Genomic DNA, 17,413 nt, shown 5'->3' with positions numbered 1-17,413 from the left:
AGGCCGCGGCGGCGTGCGGGGTCCTCCCGCTAGGCGGCCAGCGCGTGGCGCTGACCTGGGCGACGCGTCACGCCGACGCCCACGGCCTGCTGGCTGCGCCGGGCCAGCGCCCGCCGATCACCGCCGGGCAGCTGCAAAGACTCGACGTGCACGTGGGCCAGGGTGCGGCGCTGGGTGATCAGCCGGAAGATCGCCGCCCCCAACGTGTCGTCGCCGACGAAGGCCGGGGCGGTCGAGATGAGGCCGTCGACGTGGTGGTAGGTCAACCGCAGTGGTTGCACCGGGCGGGCCGCGTCGATCGCGGCCTGGAACATCGCCGGGTAGAACGACCCGCAGGCCACCCCGCACCAGGTGGTGCCCTCGGGGAAGGCCACCACGGTCTGGCCCGCGCTGAGCCGGGATGCCACGGAGTGCACCACGCCCGGCAGCCGGCGCAGGCTGGCCCGGTCGATGGGAATGATCTTCAGCAGCCGCGCCCACGGCTCGCCGAACATGTCGGCGCGGGCCACATACCAGCCGGGCAGCACCGCGCCGATGGCGAAGACGTCCAGCCAGGACATGTGCGGGCTGACCACCAGGACGCCGCGCAGGTTCCGGATCGGGGCCCCCGAGACGCTGATGCGCACCCCGAAGCAGCGCAGTAGCGTCCGGCAGTAGAACTGGCGCAGCCGCATCTGACCCGGCATCGGGATCAGCGCCAGCGGCAGCACCGACGCGATCGACAGCGCCAGCAGCAGGCGAAGCGTCACCCGCAGCACCACTTGCCACCGTGGCGACGCGGGGCCGACGCCCACGCAGCTGCTGTCGCACGTCGCGCGCGGCATCCAGGCGTGTGGGGTGGCGCGTGGATTCCTCGGGGGGGCGCTCATCGGGTGTCGCCGCCCGCCGTCTCGCCGCTGAGCTGGGACGCCGCCGACACCGACCGCAGCCGCCGCAGGTAGCGGGTGTCGGCCTGGCTCTTGGCGAGCACGACGCAGAAGTCGCCGACGCCGAAGTCGGGGTCCAGGGCGGGCTCTCCGCACACCTTGGCGCCCAACCGCAGGTAGCCGCGCATCAGGGCGGGTATCGCGGGCCGGGGCGGCGGTGCGATCTCGTCGAGGCTCTTGCCGTCCACCAGCACCGGCCGGTGCGGGATTACCTGGTGTTCCGGCGGCGCGCCGTGCCGGTTCAGCACGAAGTCGCGCACCCCACGCAATTGGCTGCCGGGCGCCTGGTCCGCATCGCCCCCGCTGATCGGCACGGACACACACCCGATCACGTAGTCGTACTGGTAGCGGTCCAGGTAGGCCAGAATCCCGGCCCACATCAGCAGCACCACCGCCCCGTTGCGGTGCCCGTCGCGAACCGCAGCCCGCCCCATCTCCACCAGCGAGGGCCGCAGCCGGTCGAGCGCGGCGAGGTTGAATTCGGTCGCGGTGTAGAGGCCACCCGCCGCGATGGCACCGGCGGGGGCCAGCATCCGGTAGCACCCGACCAACTCGCCGGTGTCGTCGTCGCGGACCAGCAGGTGGTCGCAGAACTCGTCGAAGCGGTCGGTGTCGCGGTCCCCGGCGCCGGTGGTCGGCAGCACGAAGCCGGGGGTGCTGGTGAACACGTCGTAGCGGAGCCGCTGGGCCGCCTCGACGAGGCTGGGGTCGGTGGACAGCAACAGCGAATAGCGCGGCCCGCCAGCGCTGGCTGGGGCCCCGTCCGGTTTGTCGCTCGGGATCAGAACAGAAGCAATGCTCACGGGAACAACGTCGCGCAACCGAGGAGCGAATCGGCATCGCCGCTATGACATGTCGGTGCACGTCAGATGACGAATGCGGTGCCAAAGACCCCGTCTCGTGCGCCCGGTGACAGCAAACACCCCCGCCCGGCGGCGGGGGTGTTTGGATGCAGCCCGGCTCAGCCCTTGCGGGCCTTGATCGCCTCGGTCAGCTGGGGAGCCACCTTGAACAGGTCGCCCACCACGCCGTAGTCGGCGATCTCGAAGATGGGTGCCTCTTCGTCCTTGTTGACCGCGATGATGGTCTTCGACGTCTGCATGCCGGCGCGGTGCTGGATCGCCCCGGAGATGCCCAGCGCGATGTAGAGCTGCGGGGACACCGTCTTACCGGTCTGGCCGACCTGGAACTGGCCCGGGTAGTAGCCGGAGTCGACGGCGGCACGCGAGGCGCCGACGGCCGCGCCCAGCGAGTCGGCGAGCTCCTCGACGACCTTGAAGTTCTCCGCGCTGCCGACGCCGCGGCCACCGGACACCACGACGGTGGCCTCGGTGAGTTCCGGACGGTCCCCGGCGACCGCGGGCTCGCGGGAGGTGACCTTGGTGGCGTTCTCCGCGGGTGCGGGCACCTCGACCGTGATCGGCTCACCCGCGCCCGCGGCCGGCTCCGCGTCGACCGCGCCGGCCCGCACGGTGATCACCGGGGTGTCGCCGTTGGCCTGCGCCTCGACGGTGAACGCGCCACCGAAGATGGAGTGGACGGCCTTGTTGCCTTCCCGGACCTCGACCACGTCGACCAGCAGGCCGGAACCGATCCGGGCGGCGAGCCGGCCGGCGATCTCTTTGCCGTCGGCGTTGGCAGCCAGCAAAACCGCTGCGGGAGAAGCGGATTCGACCAGCGAAGCCAGCACGTCGACAACCGGGGTGATGAGGTACTTGTCGACGTCGTCGGACTCGGCGACGTAGATCTTGGCGGCGCCGGCCTCCTTGAGCGCGTCGGTCAGCGGCGCAGCCGTGCCCGGGGCCCCGACGACGACGGCGGACGGCTCACCCAATGTGCGGGCGGCGGTGATCAATTCGGCGGTGACCTTCTTCACCGCGCCTTCGGCGTGCTCGACGAGCACCAATACTTCAGCCATGGGTTATTTCGCTCTTCTCGTGTAAGGGGGTCAGCGTCAGATGATCTTTTGAGCCACCAGGTATTTGGCGATCTCGTTGCCGCCTTCACCCTCGTCGGTGACCTTCTCACCCGCGGTCTTGGGCGGCTTCGGGGTCGAGGACAGCACGGACGATCCGGCGTTGGCCAGCCCGACCTCATCGGGCTCGACGCCGATGTCGGCCAGGCTGAGCACCGTAACCTCTTTCTTCTTGGCGGCCATGATGCCCTTGAAGGACGGGAAGCGCGGTTCGTTGATCTTCTCGGTGACGCTGACGACCGCGGGCAGCGTGGCCTCCAGGGTGAACACACCGTCGTCGGTCTCCCGCTCGCCGGTGACCTTGTCACCCTCGATGGACAGCTTGCGCAAGTGGGTCAGCTGCGGAAGGCCCAAGTACTCGGCGATGATGGCCGGGACCGCACCCCCGGTGCCGTCGGTGGCCTCGTTGCCCGCGATGACCAGCTCGGTGCCCTCGATGGTGCCCAGCGCGCGGGCCAGCGCCCACGCCGTCTGGATCACGTCGGAGCCGTGCAGGCCGTCGTCCTTGACGTGAACGGCCTTGTCGGCGCCCATCGACAGGGCCTTACGGATGGCCTCGGTAGCGCGCTCGGGGCCCGCGGTCAGCACGGTCACCGACCCTTCGCCGCCTTCCCGCTCACGGATCTGTAGGGCCTCTTCGACCGCGCGCTCGTTGATCTCGTCCAGGACCGCGTCGGCGGCCTCCCGGTCAAGCGTCCAGTCGCTGTCCGTCAGCTTGCGCTCCGACCAGGTGTCTGGGACCTGCTTGATCAGGACCACGATGTTCGTCATGAGTGTGGTTCGTCCTCCTTGAAGGAGCCTCGCAGCGGCGAGCCACGAGACTTTCAGTACGCGTTCTGCCACGCACGATTGTGTTACTTCTCGGTAACATTGTGCGACCTGCCCTCACACCATAGCGGGTCGTACTGCAGGTTCTTGCGGGCCGCCTCTTGCCGCGACCGGGGCCTACCCCGCCGGACGGTTCGCGAATCCGACACTTCGCGTTAGCCTCCCTATGCAATGAGCGCATTCGTCCCCGACGCCCCCCACACTCGCCCCGGCGGCACCGCACCGGCGGTCTCACAGGCGATCGCACCGGCGTTGCCGCTGACCGGCGAGCGCACCCTCCCCGATCTGGACATCGAGAACTACTGGTTCCGTCGCCATCAGGTGGTGTATCAGCGGCTGGCAACGCACTGTGTGGACCGTGACGTGCTGGAGGCCGGATGTGGCGAAGGTTACGGCGCGGATTTGCTGGCCGAGTCGGCGCGGCGGGTGGTCGCGGTGGATTACGACGAAGCGGCGGTGGCCCACGTCCGCGTCCGTTATCCGCGGGTAGAGGTGATGCATGCGAACCTGGCCGAGCTGCCACTGCCCGACGCATCGATCGACGTGGTGGTGAATTTTCAGGTCATCGAACATCTGTGGGATCAGCCGCAATTCGTCCGGGAGTGCGCGCGGGTATTGCGCCCATCGGGGCTGCTGATGATGTCCACGCCCAACCGGATCACCTTCTCCCCGGGCCGCGACACCCCGATCAACCCGTTTCACACCCGGGAATTGAACGCCGACGAGCTGACCGAGCTGCTGGTCGACGCCGGGTTCACCGGGGTCGCGGTCAGCGGGCTGTTTCACGGCGCCCGGCTGCGCGAGATGGATGCCCGGCACGGCGGATCGATCATCGACGCGCAGATCGCCCGAGCGGTTGCCGGCGACGAGGGCGCGTCGTGGCCGGCGGAGTTGGCGGCCGACGTCGCCGCGGTCACCACCGATGACTTCGACCTGGTGGCCGCCGCCGACCGGGACATCGACGAGAGCCTGGATCTGGTCGCGATCGCGGTGCGTCCGTGACCCGCTCCGCGGCGCCGGTGCCCGGCATGTTCACGCTGGTGCTGCACACGCACCTACCGTGGCTGGCCCACCACGGCCGCTGGCCGGTCGGTGAGGAATGGCTTTATCAATCCTGGGCGGCGGCGTATTTGCCGTTGCTGCGCGTGCTGCGCACGCTGGCCGACGAGGATCGGCACGGGCTGCTCACCCTCGGCGTGACGCCGGTGGTCAACGCCCAGCTCGACGACCCGTACTGCCTGGACGGCATGCATCACTGGCTGGCCAATTGGCGGTTGCGCGCGGCCGAGGCCGCCAGCGTGCGCTCGATCCCCAAATCGAAGTCGGCCGGCTACCTGTCGTGCACTCCGGAAGCGTTGCGGGCGTTCGGAATTCGCGAATGCGCGGAGGCCGACCGCGCGCTGGACGACTTTGCCACGCTGTGGCGGCACGGCGGCAGCCCGTTGCTGCGCAGCCTGGTCGACGCCGGCACGGTGGAGTTGCTCGGCGGCCCGCTGGCTCACCCGTTCCAGCCGCTGCTGAACCCGCGGCTGCGCGAGTTCGCGCTGCGCGAGGGCCTGGCCGACGCGCAGCAGCGGCTGGCCCACACCCCGCGCGGCATCTGGGCGCCCGAGTGCGCCTACGCGCCGGGCCTGGAAGACGACTACGCCGCCGCGGGCGTCACCCACTTCATGGTCGACGGTCCGTCGCTGCACGGTGACACCGCACTGGGCCGGCCGGTCGGCGACACCGCTGTGCTGGCATTCGGGCGCGACCTGCAGGTCAGTTACCGCGTGTGGTCGCCGAAGTCGGGTTATCCGGGGCATGCCGCCTACCGCGATTTCCACACCTACGACCACCTGACCGGGCTCAAACCCGCGCGAGTCACCGGGCGCAACGTCTCTTCGCAGGACAAGGCACCCTACGACCCGGAGCGCGCCGACCATGCCGTCGACACCCATGTCGCCGATTTCGTCGACGTGGTGCGCAACCGGCTGCACAGCGAGTCCGAGCGCATCGGCCGCCCGGCCCACGTGATCGCGGCGTTCGACACCGAGTTGTTCGGCCACTGGTGGTACGAGGGGCCGACCTGGCTGGCGCGCGTGCTGCGCGCGCTGCCCGCCGCCGGGGTGCGAGTGGGCACCCTGAACGACGCGCGAACCGGCGGCTTCGTCGGCGAGCCGGTGGCGCTGCCGCCGAGTTCGTGGGGTTCGGGCAAGGACTGGCAGGTCTGGGCCGGCGAACGGGTAGCCGACCTGGTGCAGCTCAACACCGAGGTCGTGGACACCGCGCTGAGCACCGTCGACAAGGCGCTGGCACAGACCTCGGCGTCGCTGGACGGGCCCACCCCGCGCGACCGGGTGGCCGACCAGATCCTGCGCGAGACGCTGCTGACCGTGTCCAGCGACTGGCCATTCATGGTCAGCAAGGACTCGGCCGCGGACTACGCCCGCTATCGCGCCCACCTGCACGCCCATGCCACCCGCGAGATCGCCGGGGCGTTGGCCTCGGGCCGGCGCGACACCGCGCAGCGGCTCGCCGACGGCTGGAACCGGGCCGACGGGCTGTTCGGCGCACTGGATGCCCGAAGGCTGCCGCGATGAGAATTCTGCTGGTGTCGTGGGAGTACCCGCCGGTCGTGATCGGCGGGCTGGGCCGCCACGTGCATCACCTGTCGACCGCGCTGGCCGCCGCGGGCCACGACGTGGTGGTGCTATCGCGGCGCCCGTCCGGCACCGACCCCAGCACGCACCCGTCGTCCGACGAGATCCGCGAGGGCGTCCGGGTGATCGCGGCCGCGCAGGATCCGCACGAATTCAGTTTCGGCACCGACATGATGGCCTGGACGCTGGCGATGGGCCACGCCATGATCCGCGCCGGACTCAACCTGAAAAGGCCCGGCACCGGACGGCCCTGGCGGCCCGACGTGGTGCACGCGCACGATTGGCTGGTTGCCCATCCCGCCATCGCGCTTGCCCAATTCTACGACACGCCAATGGTTTCCACGATTCACGCGACCGAGGCGGGTCGGCATTCCGGCTGGGTGTCCGGAGCGATCAGTCGGCAGGTGCATGCGATCGAATCCTGGCTGGTTCGTGAATCCGATTCGCTGATCGCGTGTTCGGCGTCGATGACGGACGAGATCACCGAGCTGTTCGGTCCCGGTTTGGCCGAAACTACGGTCATCCGCAACGGTATTGACGCGGCGCGGTGGCCGTTCGCGCCGCGTCGTTCACACACCGGTCCGGCCGAACTGCTCTATGTCGGTCGTTTGGAGTACGAGAAGGGTGTGCACGATCTGATCGCCGCGCTGCCGCGGATCAGGCGCACCAACCCCGGCACCACGCTGACCATCGCCGGCGACGGAACCCAGCAGGACTGGCTCGTCGAGCAGGCCCGTAAACACCGTGTTCTCAAGGCAACTCGCTTCGTCGGGCACCTGAACCATGACGAACTGTTGACCGCGCTGCATCGGGCCGACGCTGCGGTATTCCCCAGCCACTACGAGCCGTTCGGCCTCGTCGCGTTGGAGGCCGCCGCGGCCGGCACCCCGCTGGTGACCTCCAACATCGGCGGACTGGGCGAGGCGGTGATCAACGGGCACACCGGGGTGTCCTGTCCACCCCGCGACGTGGCGGCCCTGGCCGCGGCGGTGCGCACCGTGCTCGACGACCCGGCCGGCGCGCAGCGGCGCGCGCGGGCCGCCCGGCAACGCCTCACCTCCGACTTCGACTGGCACACCGTCGCCGGCCAGACCGCGCAGGTGTACCTGGCGGCCAAACGCGGCGAGCGTCAGCAACTTCCCCGCCTGCCCATCGTCGAGCACGCGCTGCCCGACCGCTGAGCCGCACCCGCAGCCGGGCATGCTCCGGCCGCCAGCGGGTATCCCGCCTCGACGATGGGACTGGAATTCTCGAGCGTGGTCGACGCGCCGCGCGAAGACGTGTTCGCCTGGCACGGCCGCCCGGGCGCCTTCGAGCGGCTCTCGCCGCCGTGGGCACCCATGCGGCTGGTCGCCGAGGCGTCCTCACTCGAGGACGGGCGGGCCGAGCTGGCGCTGCCGGGCGGCTTGCGCTGGGTGGCCCAGCACCAGCGGGACGGCTACGACCCGCCACGCCGCTTCGTCGACGGCATCGGCGGCGACGGGCTGGCCTCGCTGCCGGCCCGGGTGGCCATCCGGTGGCGGCACGTGCACGAGTTCGAGGATCTCGGCGACCAGCGCACCAGGGTGATCGACCGGGTGCACACGCCGCTGCCCGGCGCGGCGTTGCGGCCGATGTTCCGTTATCGGCACCGCCAACTGGCCGACGACCTGGCCGCGCATCGGCTGGCCGCCGAACACGGCCTGGCCCCGTCGACCGTCGCGATCACCGGATCGTCGGGCCTGGTGGGTTCGGCGCTGGCGGCATTTCTGGGCACCGGCGGCCACCGCGTCATCCGGCTGGTCCGCCGCACCGCACGCCGACGCGGGGAACGCCAGTGGAATCCCGACGACCCGCACCCCGACCTGCTGGCCGGCGTCGACGCGGTGATCCATCTGGCCGGCGCCTCTATCGCCGGCCGGTTCACCGACGAGCACCGCAAAGCCGTGCACGACAGCCGGATTGGCCCGACGCGTCGACTGGCCGAGCTGGTCGCGCGCGGCCCCGATCGTCCGTCGATCCTGATCTCGGCGTCGGCGATCGGCTATTACGGTTACGACCGCGGGGAGGAGATCCTCACCGAGGCCAGCACCCGCGGCGACGGGTTTCTGGCCGACGTCGTCGACGACTGGGAGGCGGCCACCATGCCCGCCGCGCACGCCGGCGTGCGGACGGTACAAGTTCGCACCGGCATCGTGCAATCGCCCCGTGGCGGCACGCTGAGGCTGCTGCGACCGCTGTTCACCGCCGGGCTGGGCGGTCGGCTCGGCGACGGGCGCCAGTGGCTGTCGTGGATAGGCATCGACGATCTGGTCGAGGTGTATCACCGCGCCCTGTGGGATGCCGCGCTGTCCGGCCCGGTGAATGCCGTTGCGCCGCAACCCGTCCGTAATGCGGAGTACACCCGGATTCTCGGCGATGTGCTGCGACGGCCGACGGTGTTACCCGTCCCGTCGCTGGGACCGCGGATGCTGCTCGGCCGTCAGGGTGCCCGCGAACTGGCGTTGGCCAATCAGCACGTCGCCCCGCAAAAGCTCGACCGAGCCGACCACCGCTTCCGTCAACCGGAGCTGAGTCAGGCGTTGGCGCATCTTCTCGGCCGCGGCGCCTAGCGGTGCCCCGGCAGCAGGCCGAACAGCCGGCCTTCACGGCTGCGCTGGTAGGCCTGCGCTCGCAGATCGGCGAGCCAGCCCGGATACAGCGTCAGCCCGGGTGGGGTATTGACGACGGGATCGAACGACACGTCTTCCTGCTGCGGGTCGAGCACGGTCGACAGATGCAGCCGGGCCAACGGGGTGAAATCGCCGCGCCCGCGGGCCTGGTCGAGCGCCACGTCGATCCCGCCGTGGCTGATGCGCCGTTCGACGTCGTCCAGCGAGAGCCCGTTGCCGCGGATGTCGGTCTCGATGCGGGCGCGCAACCACCACGGACTGTCCCGGTAGCGCAGCGGCATCAGGTTGGACAGCGGCTGCCCCGTCCAGGAGGTGACCGGGCGTAGCGCCAACGCCCGGGTCAGCACGCCCGATCCCGCCGAGACCAACAGGATGTCCCACGGCCTGGCGCACGACTGCGGGGCGTCGGCCCGGATGGCCAGCCCGATGAGGTCGGGCAGGGACCCCGGTGTCCCGACCGCCTTGGACACCCGGACGACGACGTCGCTGGACGGCAGCGGCAGCCCGCATTGCGCGGGTGCCACGCGTTCGGCACGCCCGTGCGCCAGCACCCCCACCGGATGGAAAAACCGTCGGCCCCGCATGGCCGATCCCACGCGGAACGGCAAAGCAACCACATCGGCGACACTCACGGGTTTGGCTCCTCTTGGTTGGGCATATTCAGCGCGCTGCAAGCCGTGAGCGCTCGCGTACCCGGCTGTCCGCCGGCCAAACCCCGAGCTTGATCCACGAACTTGATGTTTAAGTAAATGAACTATGTGGCATCTCGGTGAGACCGGGGTGCCGACGCACTGTTGGACCGCGGCTGTTTGTTCTCGCCTGTTTGTTGTCGCGCCGAAGGGGTACCAACGCGTGAATCCAAGCCGTTCACAACAGCGGCTGACCGACCGTGCGAGGGGTGCTTCGGTGGGAACCGTGCGTTCGTTTCCGCAGCTGCGCCCCGTGGCGGCAGCCCCCGACGCGGTTGCGCTGTTGCCCGAGCCCGGACAGTTGGGCGCCTGGCGCCACGGGGTGCGGCAAGCGGTGCTGGCGCAGGTGGCGCAGTTCGTCACCGCGCGCTGTGCCGCCGATCTGGGCCCCTGCGGAGTCGACGTGGCCGGCGAGGTGTTGGCCGAATTCGTCCAACACGGCAAATGCCTGCGCCCCACGTTCATGTACCTGGGCTGGTTGTGCGGCGCGCCGCCGGACGATGCGGCGCTGGGCGCGGCCGCCAGCCTGGAACTCCTGCAGGCGTTCGCGCTGCTGCAGGACGACGTGATGGATGCATCGCCGGCTCGGCGCGGGCGTCCGTCCGCGCACGTGCAATTCGCGCAGTGGCACCGGCGGCGCGGCCTGTCCGGGTCGTCGCAGAGGTTCGGCGAATCGGCCGCCGTCTTACTCGGCGACCTGTGCCTGGTGTGGGCCGAGCAGATGCTGCGCGACAGCGGCGTGCAACCAGCCGCGCTCCGACGCGCCTGGCCGCGTTACGACGCCATGCGCACCGAACTCGCGATCGGCCAATTCGCCGATGTGGCAACCGATCTGCGCGACCTTCCGACGCTGGATTCGGTGCTGGCCGTGGCCCGGATGAAGTCCGGCAACTACACCGTGCGCCGGCCCCTGGAGATCGGCGCCGCCATGGCCGGCTGTGACGACGTAATGCTGGCCGGGCTCGGCGAATACGGCGCGGCGCTGGGTGAAGCGTTCCAACTGCGCGACGACATTCTCGGCGTCTTCGGATCACCCACTGCCACCGGCAAACCCAACGGCGGGGACCTCAGTGAGCGCAAAGCCACCAGTGTCGTGGTGGCCGCCTACCAGCTTGCCGACGCGTCCACTCGCCGGCAGTTCGGCGAACTGATCAACCGCGCGCACCTGGACGAGGACGCCATCGAGCACTGGCGCACGCTGATTTTGGCCAGCGGCGCCGTGCAATTCATCGAGGAGCTGATTGACGAGAGGGTTGCCATCGCACGAAAGGCGCTGGACAGCAAGCCTTTTGACGATGCGGCGCTGGCCGCCCTGATCGACATGACCGACGTGTGCACCCGGCGGGCCGCATGAACGCCGCACCGGACCGGGTGGTCGTGGTGGGCGCCGGATTCGCGGGCCTGTCCGCGGCACTGCACCTGGCCGGTCGGGGACGGGAGGTGACGGTCGTCGAGCGCCAGGCCTGGCCCGGCGGACGAGCGGGACGCCTCGACGTCGCCGGCTATCGGATCGACACCGGGCCCACCGTGCTCACCATGCCCGACATCATCGACGAAACCTTCGCTGCCACGGGGAAAGAACGTGCGCACTTCGTCGACCTGCGGCCGGTCGATCCGGCCTATCGGGCGATGTTCGCCGACGGCAGCAGCATCGACGTGCACGCCGACGCCGACCGGATGACGGCCGCGGTACGCGAATTCGCCGGCCCGGCACAGGCCGCGGGGTACCTGCGCTTGCGGGCGTGGCTGCAACGTCTCTACCGCACCGAGTTCGACGGGTTCATCGGCTCCAACTTCAATTCGCCGCTGTCGCTGGTCAACCGGCGACTGGTGCAACTGGCGGCAATCGGCGGATTCCGGCGCTGGGACACCATGGTCAAACGCCACATCACCGATCCGCGGCTGCGGCGGATCTTCACGTTCCAGTCGCTGTATGCCGGCGTCGCGCCGCAGCACGCCTTGGCGGTCTATTCGGTGATCGCCTACATGGACACGGTCGCCGGGGTCTTCTTCCCGCGCGGCGGGGTGCGCGCACTGCCCGACGGACTCGCGGCCGCCGCGGTCCAGACCGGAGTCGAGTTCCGTTACCGGACAACGGTTTCTGCGCTCGACCGAACGGGTGGCCGGGTCACGGCGGTGCGCACCGACGACGGCGAACGCATCCGGTGCGACGCGGTCGTGCTGACCACCGAGCTACCAGAAACCTACCGGCTGGTGGGCCGGCGGCCGCGCCGGGTCATACCGCTGCGCCCCGCGCCCTCGGCCGTGGTGATGCACGTGGGATTCCGCCCCGCCGACGCGACACCGCACGCTCATCACACGATCCTGTTCGGCGAGTCTTGGGAGCAGACGTTCACCGACATCATCCGCGACGGCCGAACCATGCGGGACCCCTCGCTGCTGGTGACGCGCCCCACGGTCGGCGACCCCACCCTGGCGCCGGACGGGCGCGGCCTGCTCTACGTGCTGGCCCCGGCGCCGAACCTGTCCCGGGGGGCCATCGATTGGTCGCGGCAAGGCCGGGCGTATGCCGGCACCTTGCTGGAAGCGGTGCGCGAGCGCCTGCTGCCCGAGCTGGGCGCGGGCGCCGAACTGCTGGGCCTGCACACCCCCGCCGATTGGGCCGACCAGGGCATGGCGGCCGGGACGCCGTTCGCGCTTGCCCACACCTTCGCCCAGACCGGCCCGTTCCGGCCGGCCAACACCGTGCGCGGAATTGCCAACGTCGCGCTGGCCGGATCGTCGACCGTGCCCGGCGTGGGGGTGCCCACGACGATGATCTCCGGACGGCTGGCCGCCGAGCGCGTCACCGGCTCGCGCGACGAAAGGCACCGGCCCGCAACGGTACTCGACGTGAAGGTGCCGCTGCGATGATCCGCACCGAACTGGATGCGGCCGGCGTCGCGGACCCGGCGCTTCGCCTGGCCTACCGCCATTGCCGGCGGATCGCCGCTCAGCACGGCCGCACCTACTTCCTGGCCACCCGACTGCTGGCCCCCGACCAGCGCCCGGCCGTGCACGCGCTGTACGGCTTCGCCCGCCACGCCGATGACATCCTCGACGAATTCGACCCCGCGCTGGACACCGCCACCCGCGCCCGACGCCTGCAGCGCCTCTCCGAACACCTCTTCGCCGGCGGGCGGCATCGGCAAGAACCGGTGATCGCCGCGGTCACCGACACGATCGGACGTTACGGGATAGCCGCGGAGTTGTTCGAGGACTTCCTCAACTCCATGCGGATGGACCTCACCGTCACCGACTACCCCACCCGCGCCGCGCTCAACGTGTACATGCGCGGATCGGCGGAAGTGATTGGCCTGCAAATGCTTCCGATCCTGGGAACCGTCGGTGACCCCGACGAGGCGGCACCGCACGCGGCCGCGCTGGGTCGCGCCTTTCAGCTCACCAACTTTCTGCGCGACGTCGACGAGGACCTGCAACGCAACCGGATCTACCTGCCCGCCGACGAACTCGCGAGCTTCGACGTCGACCGCGAACTACTACTGTGGTGCCACGAGCAGCGCCGCACCGACCCGCGGGTGCGTGCCGCGTTGGCGGCCCAGCACGACATCACCCGCACGATCTACCGCTTCGCCGCCGAGGGCATCTCGGCGCTGGCCCCGCGCTCACGCCCCTGTGTCAGTACCGCGTTGACGCTGTATTCGGAGATCCTGGATCGCATTGAGGCAAGCGACTTCTCGGTATTCAGCGGACGCGCCACTGTCGCCACGTCGCGACGATTGCGCGTCGCCGCGGGCGGTCTGCTGCGGTCGTGGCGTCTGCGACTCGCCGAGTCCTATCAACAAGATCACGGCGCGGCATGACTGACCATTGGCAATACCTGATCGTGCTGGGGCTGTGCCTGGCGATCACCGCGCCGCTGGAACTTTTCGGCCCCGGGGTCTACCGACAACCACGTCGGGTACTGCGCGCCGTGCTATCAGTGGCGGCCGTATTCCTGGTCTGGGACGCCATCGCCATCGCCGCCGGGGTGTGGACCTACAACAGCGCCTACATCAGCGGCCTGCACATCCCGTTCGGGATACCCATCGAGGAAGTGCTGTTCTTCGTGGTGATTCCGTTGTGCGGCCTGCTGACCTACAACGCGGTGACCGCCATCCTGGCTCGGAGCAAACGCCGATGACCGGCTTGGGCTACACCGTGCCCGCGGTCGTGTCGGTGCTGACGGTGATCGGGCTGGAATTCACGCTGCTGCGTACCGGGTTGTTTCGCCGGCTGGCGTACTGGTTGACGATGCTGATCGTGCTCGGTTTCCAAGTGCCGGTGGATGGCTGGCTGACCAAGACCAGCGCGCCGGTGGTGATCTACCACGACCGCGACACCAGCGGGGTGCGGTTCCCGCTCGACATCCCGGTCGAGGACTTCCTGTTCGGCTTCGCACTGGTCACCGCCGTCCTGCTGTTGTGGGAGTATCAGCGTGCGCATCGATAATCGGGGTCTGCCGCGCGACGACGTGCCCGACGCCTTCAACGTCGGGGCGCGCGCCTATGACCGGCTGGTCGGCGCCAACCCCGGCTATCACGCCGGTCTCGAACTGTCCGCGCGCCGGATGCGAATCCCCGACCGGGGCCGCGGCCTGCGGCTGCTGGACGCGGGCTGCGGCACCGGCGCCTCGACGGCGGCGCTGCTGCGGGCGGCTCCCGAGGCTCAGATCGTCGCGGTCGACGCCGCGGGCGCAATGCTGGATGCCGCGCGGGCCAAGGACTGGCCGGCGTCGGTCCGATTCGTGCACGCGCGCGTCGAAGACCTCGACGAGCACGGCGTCGCCGGCCCGTTCGACGGCATCCTGGCGGCCTACCTGCTGCGCAACCTGGCCGACCCGGATGCTGCGCTGCCCGCGTTTCGCGCCCTGCTGCGCCCGGGCGGCACGCTGGCGGTGCACGAGTACTCGGTGCGCGATTCCCGTGCGGCGACCTGGCTTTGGCACGCGGTGTGTTGGGGCATCATCATCCCGGCGGGCTGGTGGCACACCCGGGACACGGTGTTGTACCGGCACCTGTGGCGCAGCGTGCTGGCCTTCGACGGGGCCACGCAGTTTCGGAACCGGCTGACCGAGGCGGGCTTGGTGGCGGTGCACAGCGACACCGTGCCGGGTTGGGAACGCGATGTCGTGCACACCTTCGTGGGGGTGGCGCCGTGACGACCGACCGGCGCCGCCACCGGCACCCCGCACCGGCTGGGCTGCCCGACGCGGGCGCGCTGTCGTCGCGCCCCCGGGCCGTGGTGGTCGGCGGGGGCATTGCCGGGCTGACAGCGGCCACCGCCTTGGCCGAGCGCGGCGTCGCCGTCGACGTCGTGGAGCGCGAACCCTACCTGGGCGGCCGGGTGGGCGGCTGGACGGAGCCCGCAAACCCGCACTCGGACAACAGCTTCGCGATGAACCGGGGATTCCACGCCTTCTTCCGCCAGTACTACAACCTGCGGTCGCTGTTGCGCCGCGTCGACCCGCAGTTGCGGATGCTGGTACCCGTCGACGACTATCCGTTGGTCGACGGTGCGGGCCGGCGAGACACCTTTCGGGGGCTGCCGCGCACACCACCGTGGAACGCGGTGGCATTCGCCTTGCGCAGCCCGACGTTTCGATTCGGTGACTTGCTGCGCCTGGACGCTCGCGCCGCCGCCCCACTGGCCGCCGTGTCGGTGCCCGACATCTACTCCCAGCTCGATCATCTCAACGCCGAAACCTTTTTGAAGTGCATCAACTTCCCGGAATCCGCACGGCATCTCGCGTTTGAGGTGTTCTCCCGCAGCTTCTTCGCCGCACCGGAACAACTCTCGGCCGCCGAGTTGGCGACGATGTTCCACATCTACTTCCTGGGCTCGCGCGAGGGCCTGATCTTCGACGTCGCCAACGCGAATTTCGATGCGAGCCTGTGGGATCCGCTGCGGCAGCAATTGCAGGACCGAGGAGTTCGAGTGCACCTCGGCACCGAGGTGCGGCGGATCAACCTGGCCGCAGCGGCATCCGGGTACGTCGAAACACACTCGGGCGACCGGCTGGGCGCCGACGCAGTCGTGCTGGCCGCCGATGTGGCCGGTCTGCAACAGGTCGTGGCGGCATCCCCGGGACTCGGCGATGACCGGTGGCGCGCCCGAATCCGGGACCTGCGCACCGCCCCACCGTTTGTCGTGCATCGGCTGTGGCTGGACCGGCCGGTCGACTCCGGCCGGGCGCCGTTTTTGGGCACCTCGGGCCATCCACCGCTGGACAACATCAGCGTGCTCGAACGATACGAACGCGAAGCCGCCGCCTGGGCGCGCCGCACCCGCGGCTCGGTCGTCGAACTGCACTCGTATGCAGTCGATTCCGATACCTCGCCAGAGGACGGGATCCAGCAACTGCATCGAATATATCCCGAGACGGCGGCCGCGCGCGTGCTGCACGAACGCGTGCTGCGCCGCAGCGACTGCCCGCTGTTCGCCCCCGGCACGCATGCGCGGCGACCGACCGTGACGACGCCGCATCCCGCGCTGATGTTGGCCGGCGACGGGATTCGGGTCGACCTGCCGGTGGCACTGATGGAACGCGCCGCCACCACGGGCTGGATCGCCGCCAACCGACTACTCACCGGATGGGGGCTGGCCGGCCACGAGCTGACCACCGTTCCCCTGGCCGGACGGTCGAAACTCCTTCGAGCGCTGGCACAACGGCAACGGCGGACGCGATGAACACCCGCGACCGACTCCGGCACCGCTGGCCGAAAGGCTGGCCGATCGAGATGCTGCCGCACCATCCGTGGGCCGAGCAACGGCCGACCCATGCCGAGGCGAAGCCGAGCATCATCGAGGCCGCGTTGCGCAGGTCCCAGCGCAGGCCGACGGGAAACTGGTACGTCTTCGCCGCCAGCCGCGACGTCCGTGCAGACCGCCCGTTCGGCGCCCGGGTCGCCGGCATCGAACTCGTGGCCTGGCGGGATCGCGACGGACATCTGTGCGTCGGTCCCGCCGTGTGTCCGCACCTGGGGGCGGATCTGGCCACCGGCGCCGTGCGCGACGGCGTGTTGTTCTGTCGCTGGCATGGTTTGGCGTTCGACGGGCAGAGCTGCAAGATGCGCTGGAGGCCGTTGCCCAGCCACGACGACGGCGTGCTGACCTGGGTGCGTCTGGACGCCGTCGGCAACGAGGCACCGTTGGACGCGCCGATCGTGCCGGAAAGACCGCCCGGCCCGACGGTGCACGCCGTCGCCCGCAGCGTCGGTCGCTGCGAGACTTGCGACATCATCGCCAACCGGCTCGATCCCTGGCACGGCGCCTGGTTTCACCCGTACTCGTTCACCCGCCTCGAGGTGTTGAGCGCCCCGACCGAAACCGACGACCGGTTCGTCGTCGCGGTCACGTTCCGGATGGGCCCCTTCGGGGTGCCGGTGCTCGCGGAGTTCACCAGCCCGGACGCACGCACCATCGTCATGCGCATCGTCGAGGGCGAAGGCACCGGCAGCGTGGTGGAAACCCACGCGACGCCGTTGGGCCCGGGGCCGGACGGCACCCCCAGGGTCGCGGTCGTCGAAGCGGTCGTCGCGCACTCCGGACGCCCCGGGTTCCGGCACGCCGAGCGCGCCGCGCCCCTGATCACCCCGCTGGCGCGCTATGCGGCCAACCGGCTGTGGCGCGACGATCTCGACTACGCCGAACGCCGTTACGCTCTACGCGCCGGAACATCCCGCTAGGAAGGTGAAAACAC

The 17,413-nt window shown here is 70.0% G+C and carries 17 protein-coding genes; 12 read left to right on the top strand and 5 right to left on the bottom strand.

Annotated elements, in window-relative coordinates; translation table 11 throughout:
* Nucleotides 1-29 precede the first annotated feature (29 nt).
* From AWC25_RS19070 to AWC25_RS19055, 4 genes are all read right to left on the bottom strand, one after another.
* On the bottom strand, nucleotides 30-869 hold the full coding sequence (locus AWC25_RS19070; protein WP_069398538.1) for a lysophospholipid acyltransferase family protein: 840 nt from the start codon (nucleotides 867-869) through the stop codon (nucleotides 30-32).
* On the bottom strand, nucleotides 866-1,729 hold the full coding sequence (locus tag AWC25_RS19065) for a GNAT family N-acetyltransferase (protein WP_069398537.1): 864 nt from the start codon (nucleotides 1,727-1,729) through the stop codon (nucleotides 866-868). Before AWC25_RS19065 ends, AWC25_RS19070 begins: the two co-directional genes overlap by 4 nt.
* Before the next feature lie 158 nt (nucleotides 1,730-1,887).
* Nucleotides 1,888-2,844, bottom strand: coding sequence for an electron transfer flavoprotein subunit alpha/FixB family protein (locus AWC25_RS19060; protein WP_069398536.1), 957 nt, complete (start codon nucleotides 2,842-2,844; stop codon nucleotides 1,888-1,890).
* Nucleotides 2,845-2,880: 36 nt separating this feature from the next.
* On the bottom strand, nucleotides 2,881-3,672 hold the full coding sequence (locus AWC25_RS19055) for an electron transfer flavoprotein subunit beta/FixA family protein (protein WP_069398535.1): 792 nt from the start codon (nucleotides 3,670-3,672) through the stop codon (nucleotides 2,881-2,883).
* Between the two features lie 228 nt (nucleotides 3,673-3,900).
* On the opposite strand from AWC25_RS19055, the gene AWC25_RS19050 reads away from it, so the two are divergent.
* Genes AWC25_RS19050 through AWC25_RS19035 form a run of 4 tightly spaced genes read left to right on the top strand, consistent with a single transcriptional unit; the run spans nucleotide 3,901 to nucleotide 8,962 of the window.
* A complete protein-coding gene (locus AWC25_RS19050; RefSeq protein WP_085167274.1) occupies nucleotides 3,901-4,731 on the top strand; it encodes a class I SAM-dependent methyltransferase in 831 nt (276 codons plus the stop codon).
* Nucleotides 4,728-6,311, top strand: a complete 1,584-nt coding sequence (locus AWC25_RS19045; protein WP_142278939.1) for a 1,4-alpha-glucan branching protein domain-containing protein — start codon at nucleotides 4,728-4,730, stop codon at nucleotides 6,309-6,311. Before AWC25_RS19050 ends, AWC25_RS19045 begins: the two co-directional genes overlap by 4 nt.
* Nucleotides 6,308-7,552, top strand: a complete 1,245-nt coding sequence (locus tag AWC25_RS19040) for a glycosyltransferase family 4 protein (protein WP_069398533.1) — start codon at nucleotides 6,308-6,310, stop codon at nucleotides 7,550-7,552. The genes AWC25_RS19045 and AWC25_RS19040 overlap by 4 nt, the downstream gene beginning before the upstream one ends.
* A gap of 54 nt (nucleotides 7,553-7,606) precedes the next feature.
* Nucleotides 7,607-8,962, top strand: a complete 1,356-nt coding sequence (locus tag AWC25_RS19035) for a TIGR01777 family oxidoreductase (RefSeq protein WP_085167273.1) — start codon at nucleotides 7,607-7,609, stop codon at nucleotides 8,960-8,962.
* On the opposite strand, the gene AWC25_RS19030 is transcribed toward AWC25_RS19035, so the two are convergent.
* Nucleotides 8,959-9,606: a phosphodiesterase gene (locus AWC25_RS19030; RefSeq protein ID WP_276048600.1), complete on the bottom strand. Its 648-nt coding sequence runs from the start codon at nucleotides 9,604-9,606 to the stop codon at nucleotides 8,959-8,961. The two genes, AWC25_RS19035 and AWC25_RS19030, sit on opposite strands and share 4 nt — an antisense overlap.
* Before the next feature lie 349 nt (nucleotides 9,607-9,955).
* On the opposite strand from AWC25_RS19030, the gene AWC25_RS19025 reads away from it, so the two are divergent.
* The 8 genes from AWC25_RS19025 to AWC25_RS18990 are packed head-to-tail and all read left to right on the top strand — an operon-like array spanning nucleotide 9,956 to nucleotide 17,399.
* A complete protein-coding gene (locus AWC25_RS19025) occupies nucleotides 9,956-11,065 on the top strand; it encodes a polyprenyl synthetase family protein (protein WP_069398708.1) in 1,110 nt (369 codons plus the stop codon).
* Complete coding sequence (gene crtI, locus AWC25_RS19020) at nucleotides 11,062-12,585, top strand: phytoene desaturase family protein (RefSeq protein ID WP_085167302.1); 1,524 nt, start codon at nucleotides 11,062-11,064, stop codon at nucleotides 12,583-12,585. Before AWC25_RS19025 ends, crtI begins: the two co-directional genes overlap by 4 nt.
* Nucleotides 12,582-13,535: a phytoene/squalene synthase family protein gene (locus AWC25_RS19015; protein WP_069398530.1), complete on the top strand. Its 954-nt coding sequence runs from the start codon at nucleotides 12,582-12,584 to the stop codon at nucleotides 13,533-13,535. The genes crtI and AWC25_RS19015 overlap by 4 nt, the downstream gene beginning before the upstream one ends.
* Nucleotides 13,532-13,855, top strand: a complete 324-nt coding sequence (locus AWC25_RS19010; protein WP_069398529.1) for a lycopene cyclase domain-containing protein — start codon at nucleotides 13,532-13,534, stop codon at nucleotides 13,853-13,855. Before AWC25_RS19015 ends, AWC25_RS19010 begins: the two co-directional genes overlap by 4 nt.
* Entirely contained in the window at nucleotides 13,852-14,163 is a 312-nt protein-coding gene (locus AWC25_RS19005; RefSeq protein WP_069398528.1) for a lycopene cyclase domain-containing protein, read from the top strand. The genes AWC25_RS19010 and AWC25_RS19005 overlap by 4 nt, the downstream gene beginning before the upstream one ends.
* Complete coding sequence (locus AWC25_RS19000; RefSeq protein WP_085167272.1) at nucleotides 14,150-14,872, top strand: class I SAM-dependent methyltransferase; 723 nt, start codon at nucleotides 14,150-14,152, stop codon at nucleotides 14,870-14,872. Before AWC25_RS19005 ends, AWC25_RS19000 begins: the two co-directional genes overlap by 14 nt.
* Complete coding sequence (locus AWC25_RS18995) at nucleotides 14,869-16,401, top strand: FAD-dependent oxidoreductase (RefSeq protein WP_085167271.1); 1,533 nt, start codon at nucleotides 14,869-14,871, stop codon at nucleotides 16,399-16,401. The genes AWC25_RS19000 and AWC25_RS18995 overlap by 4 nt, the downstream gene beginning before the upstream one ends.
* On the top strand, nucleotides 16,398-17,399 hold the full coding sequence (locus tag AWC25_RS18990) for a DUF5914 domain-containing protein (RefSeq protein WP_085167270.1): 1,002 nt from the start codon (nucleotides 16,398-16,400) through the stop codon (nucleotides 17,397-17,399). The genes AWC25_RS18995 and AWC25_RS18990 overlap by 4 nt, the downstream gene beginning before the upstream one ends.
* The last annotated feature ends 14 nt before the right edge of the window (nucleotides 17,400-17,413 follow it).

The sequence above is a fragment of the Mycobacterium sherrisii genome, assembly GCF_002102355.1.
GTDB lineage: Bacteria > Actinomycetota > Actinomycetes > Mycobacteriales > Mycobacteriaceae > Mycobacterium > Mycobacterium sherrisii.
Note: the sequence above shows the minus strand (reverse complement) of the source record. Positions and strands in the feature narration are given on the sequence as shown.

Coding starts and splice junctions, on each gene's coding strand:
- AWC25_RS19070 (WP_069398538.1), bottom strand. CDS start 869: ATGAGCGCCCCCCCGAGGAATCCACGCGCCACCCCACACGCCTGGATG.
- AWC25_RS19060 (WP_069398536.1), bottom strand. CDS start 2,844: ATGGCTGAAGTATTGGTGCTCGTCGAGCACGCCGAAGGCGCGGTGAAG.
- AWC25_RS19055 (WP_069398535.1), bottom strand. CDS start 3,672: ATGACGAACATCGTGGTCCTGATCAAGCAGGTCCCAGACACCTGGTCG.
- AWC25_RS19050 (WP_085167274.1), top strand. CDS start 3,901: ATGAGCGCATTCGTCCCCGACGCCCCCCACACTCGCCCCGGCGGCACC.
- AWC25_RS19040 (WP_069398533.1), top strand. CDS start 6,308: ATGAGAATTCTGCTGGTGTCGTGGGAGTACCCGCCGGTCGTGATCGGC.
- AWC25_RS19035 (WP_085167273.1), top strand. CDS start 7,607: ATGGGACTGGAATTCTCGAGCGTGGTCGACGCGCCGCGCGAAGACGTG.
- AWC25_RS19030 (WP_276048600.1), bottom strand. CDS start 9,606: ATGCGGGGCCGACGGTTTTTCCATCCGGTGGGGGTGCTGGCGCACGGG.
- crtI (WP_085167302.1), top strand. CDS start 11,062: ATGAACGCCGCACCGGACCGGGTGGTCGTGGTGGGCGCCGGATTCGCG.
- AWC25_RS19015 (WP_069398530.1), top strand. CDS start 12,582: ATGATCCGCACCGAACTGGATGCGGCCGGCGTCGCGGACCCGGCGCTT.
- AWC25_RS19010 (WP_069398529.1), top strand. CDS start 13,532: ATGACTGACCATTGGCAATACCTGATCGTGCTGGGGCTGTGCCTGGCG.
- AWC25_RS19005 (WP_069398528.1), top strand. CDS start 13,852: ATGACCGGCTTGGGCTACACCGTGCCCGCGGTCGTGTCGGTGCTGACG.
- AWC25_RS18990 (WP_085167270.1), top strand. CDS start 16,398: ATGAACACCCGCGACCGACTCCGGCACCGCTGGCCGAAAGGCTGGCCG.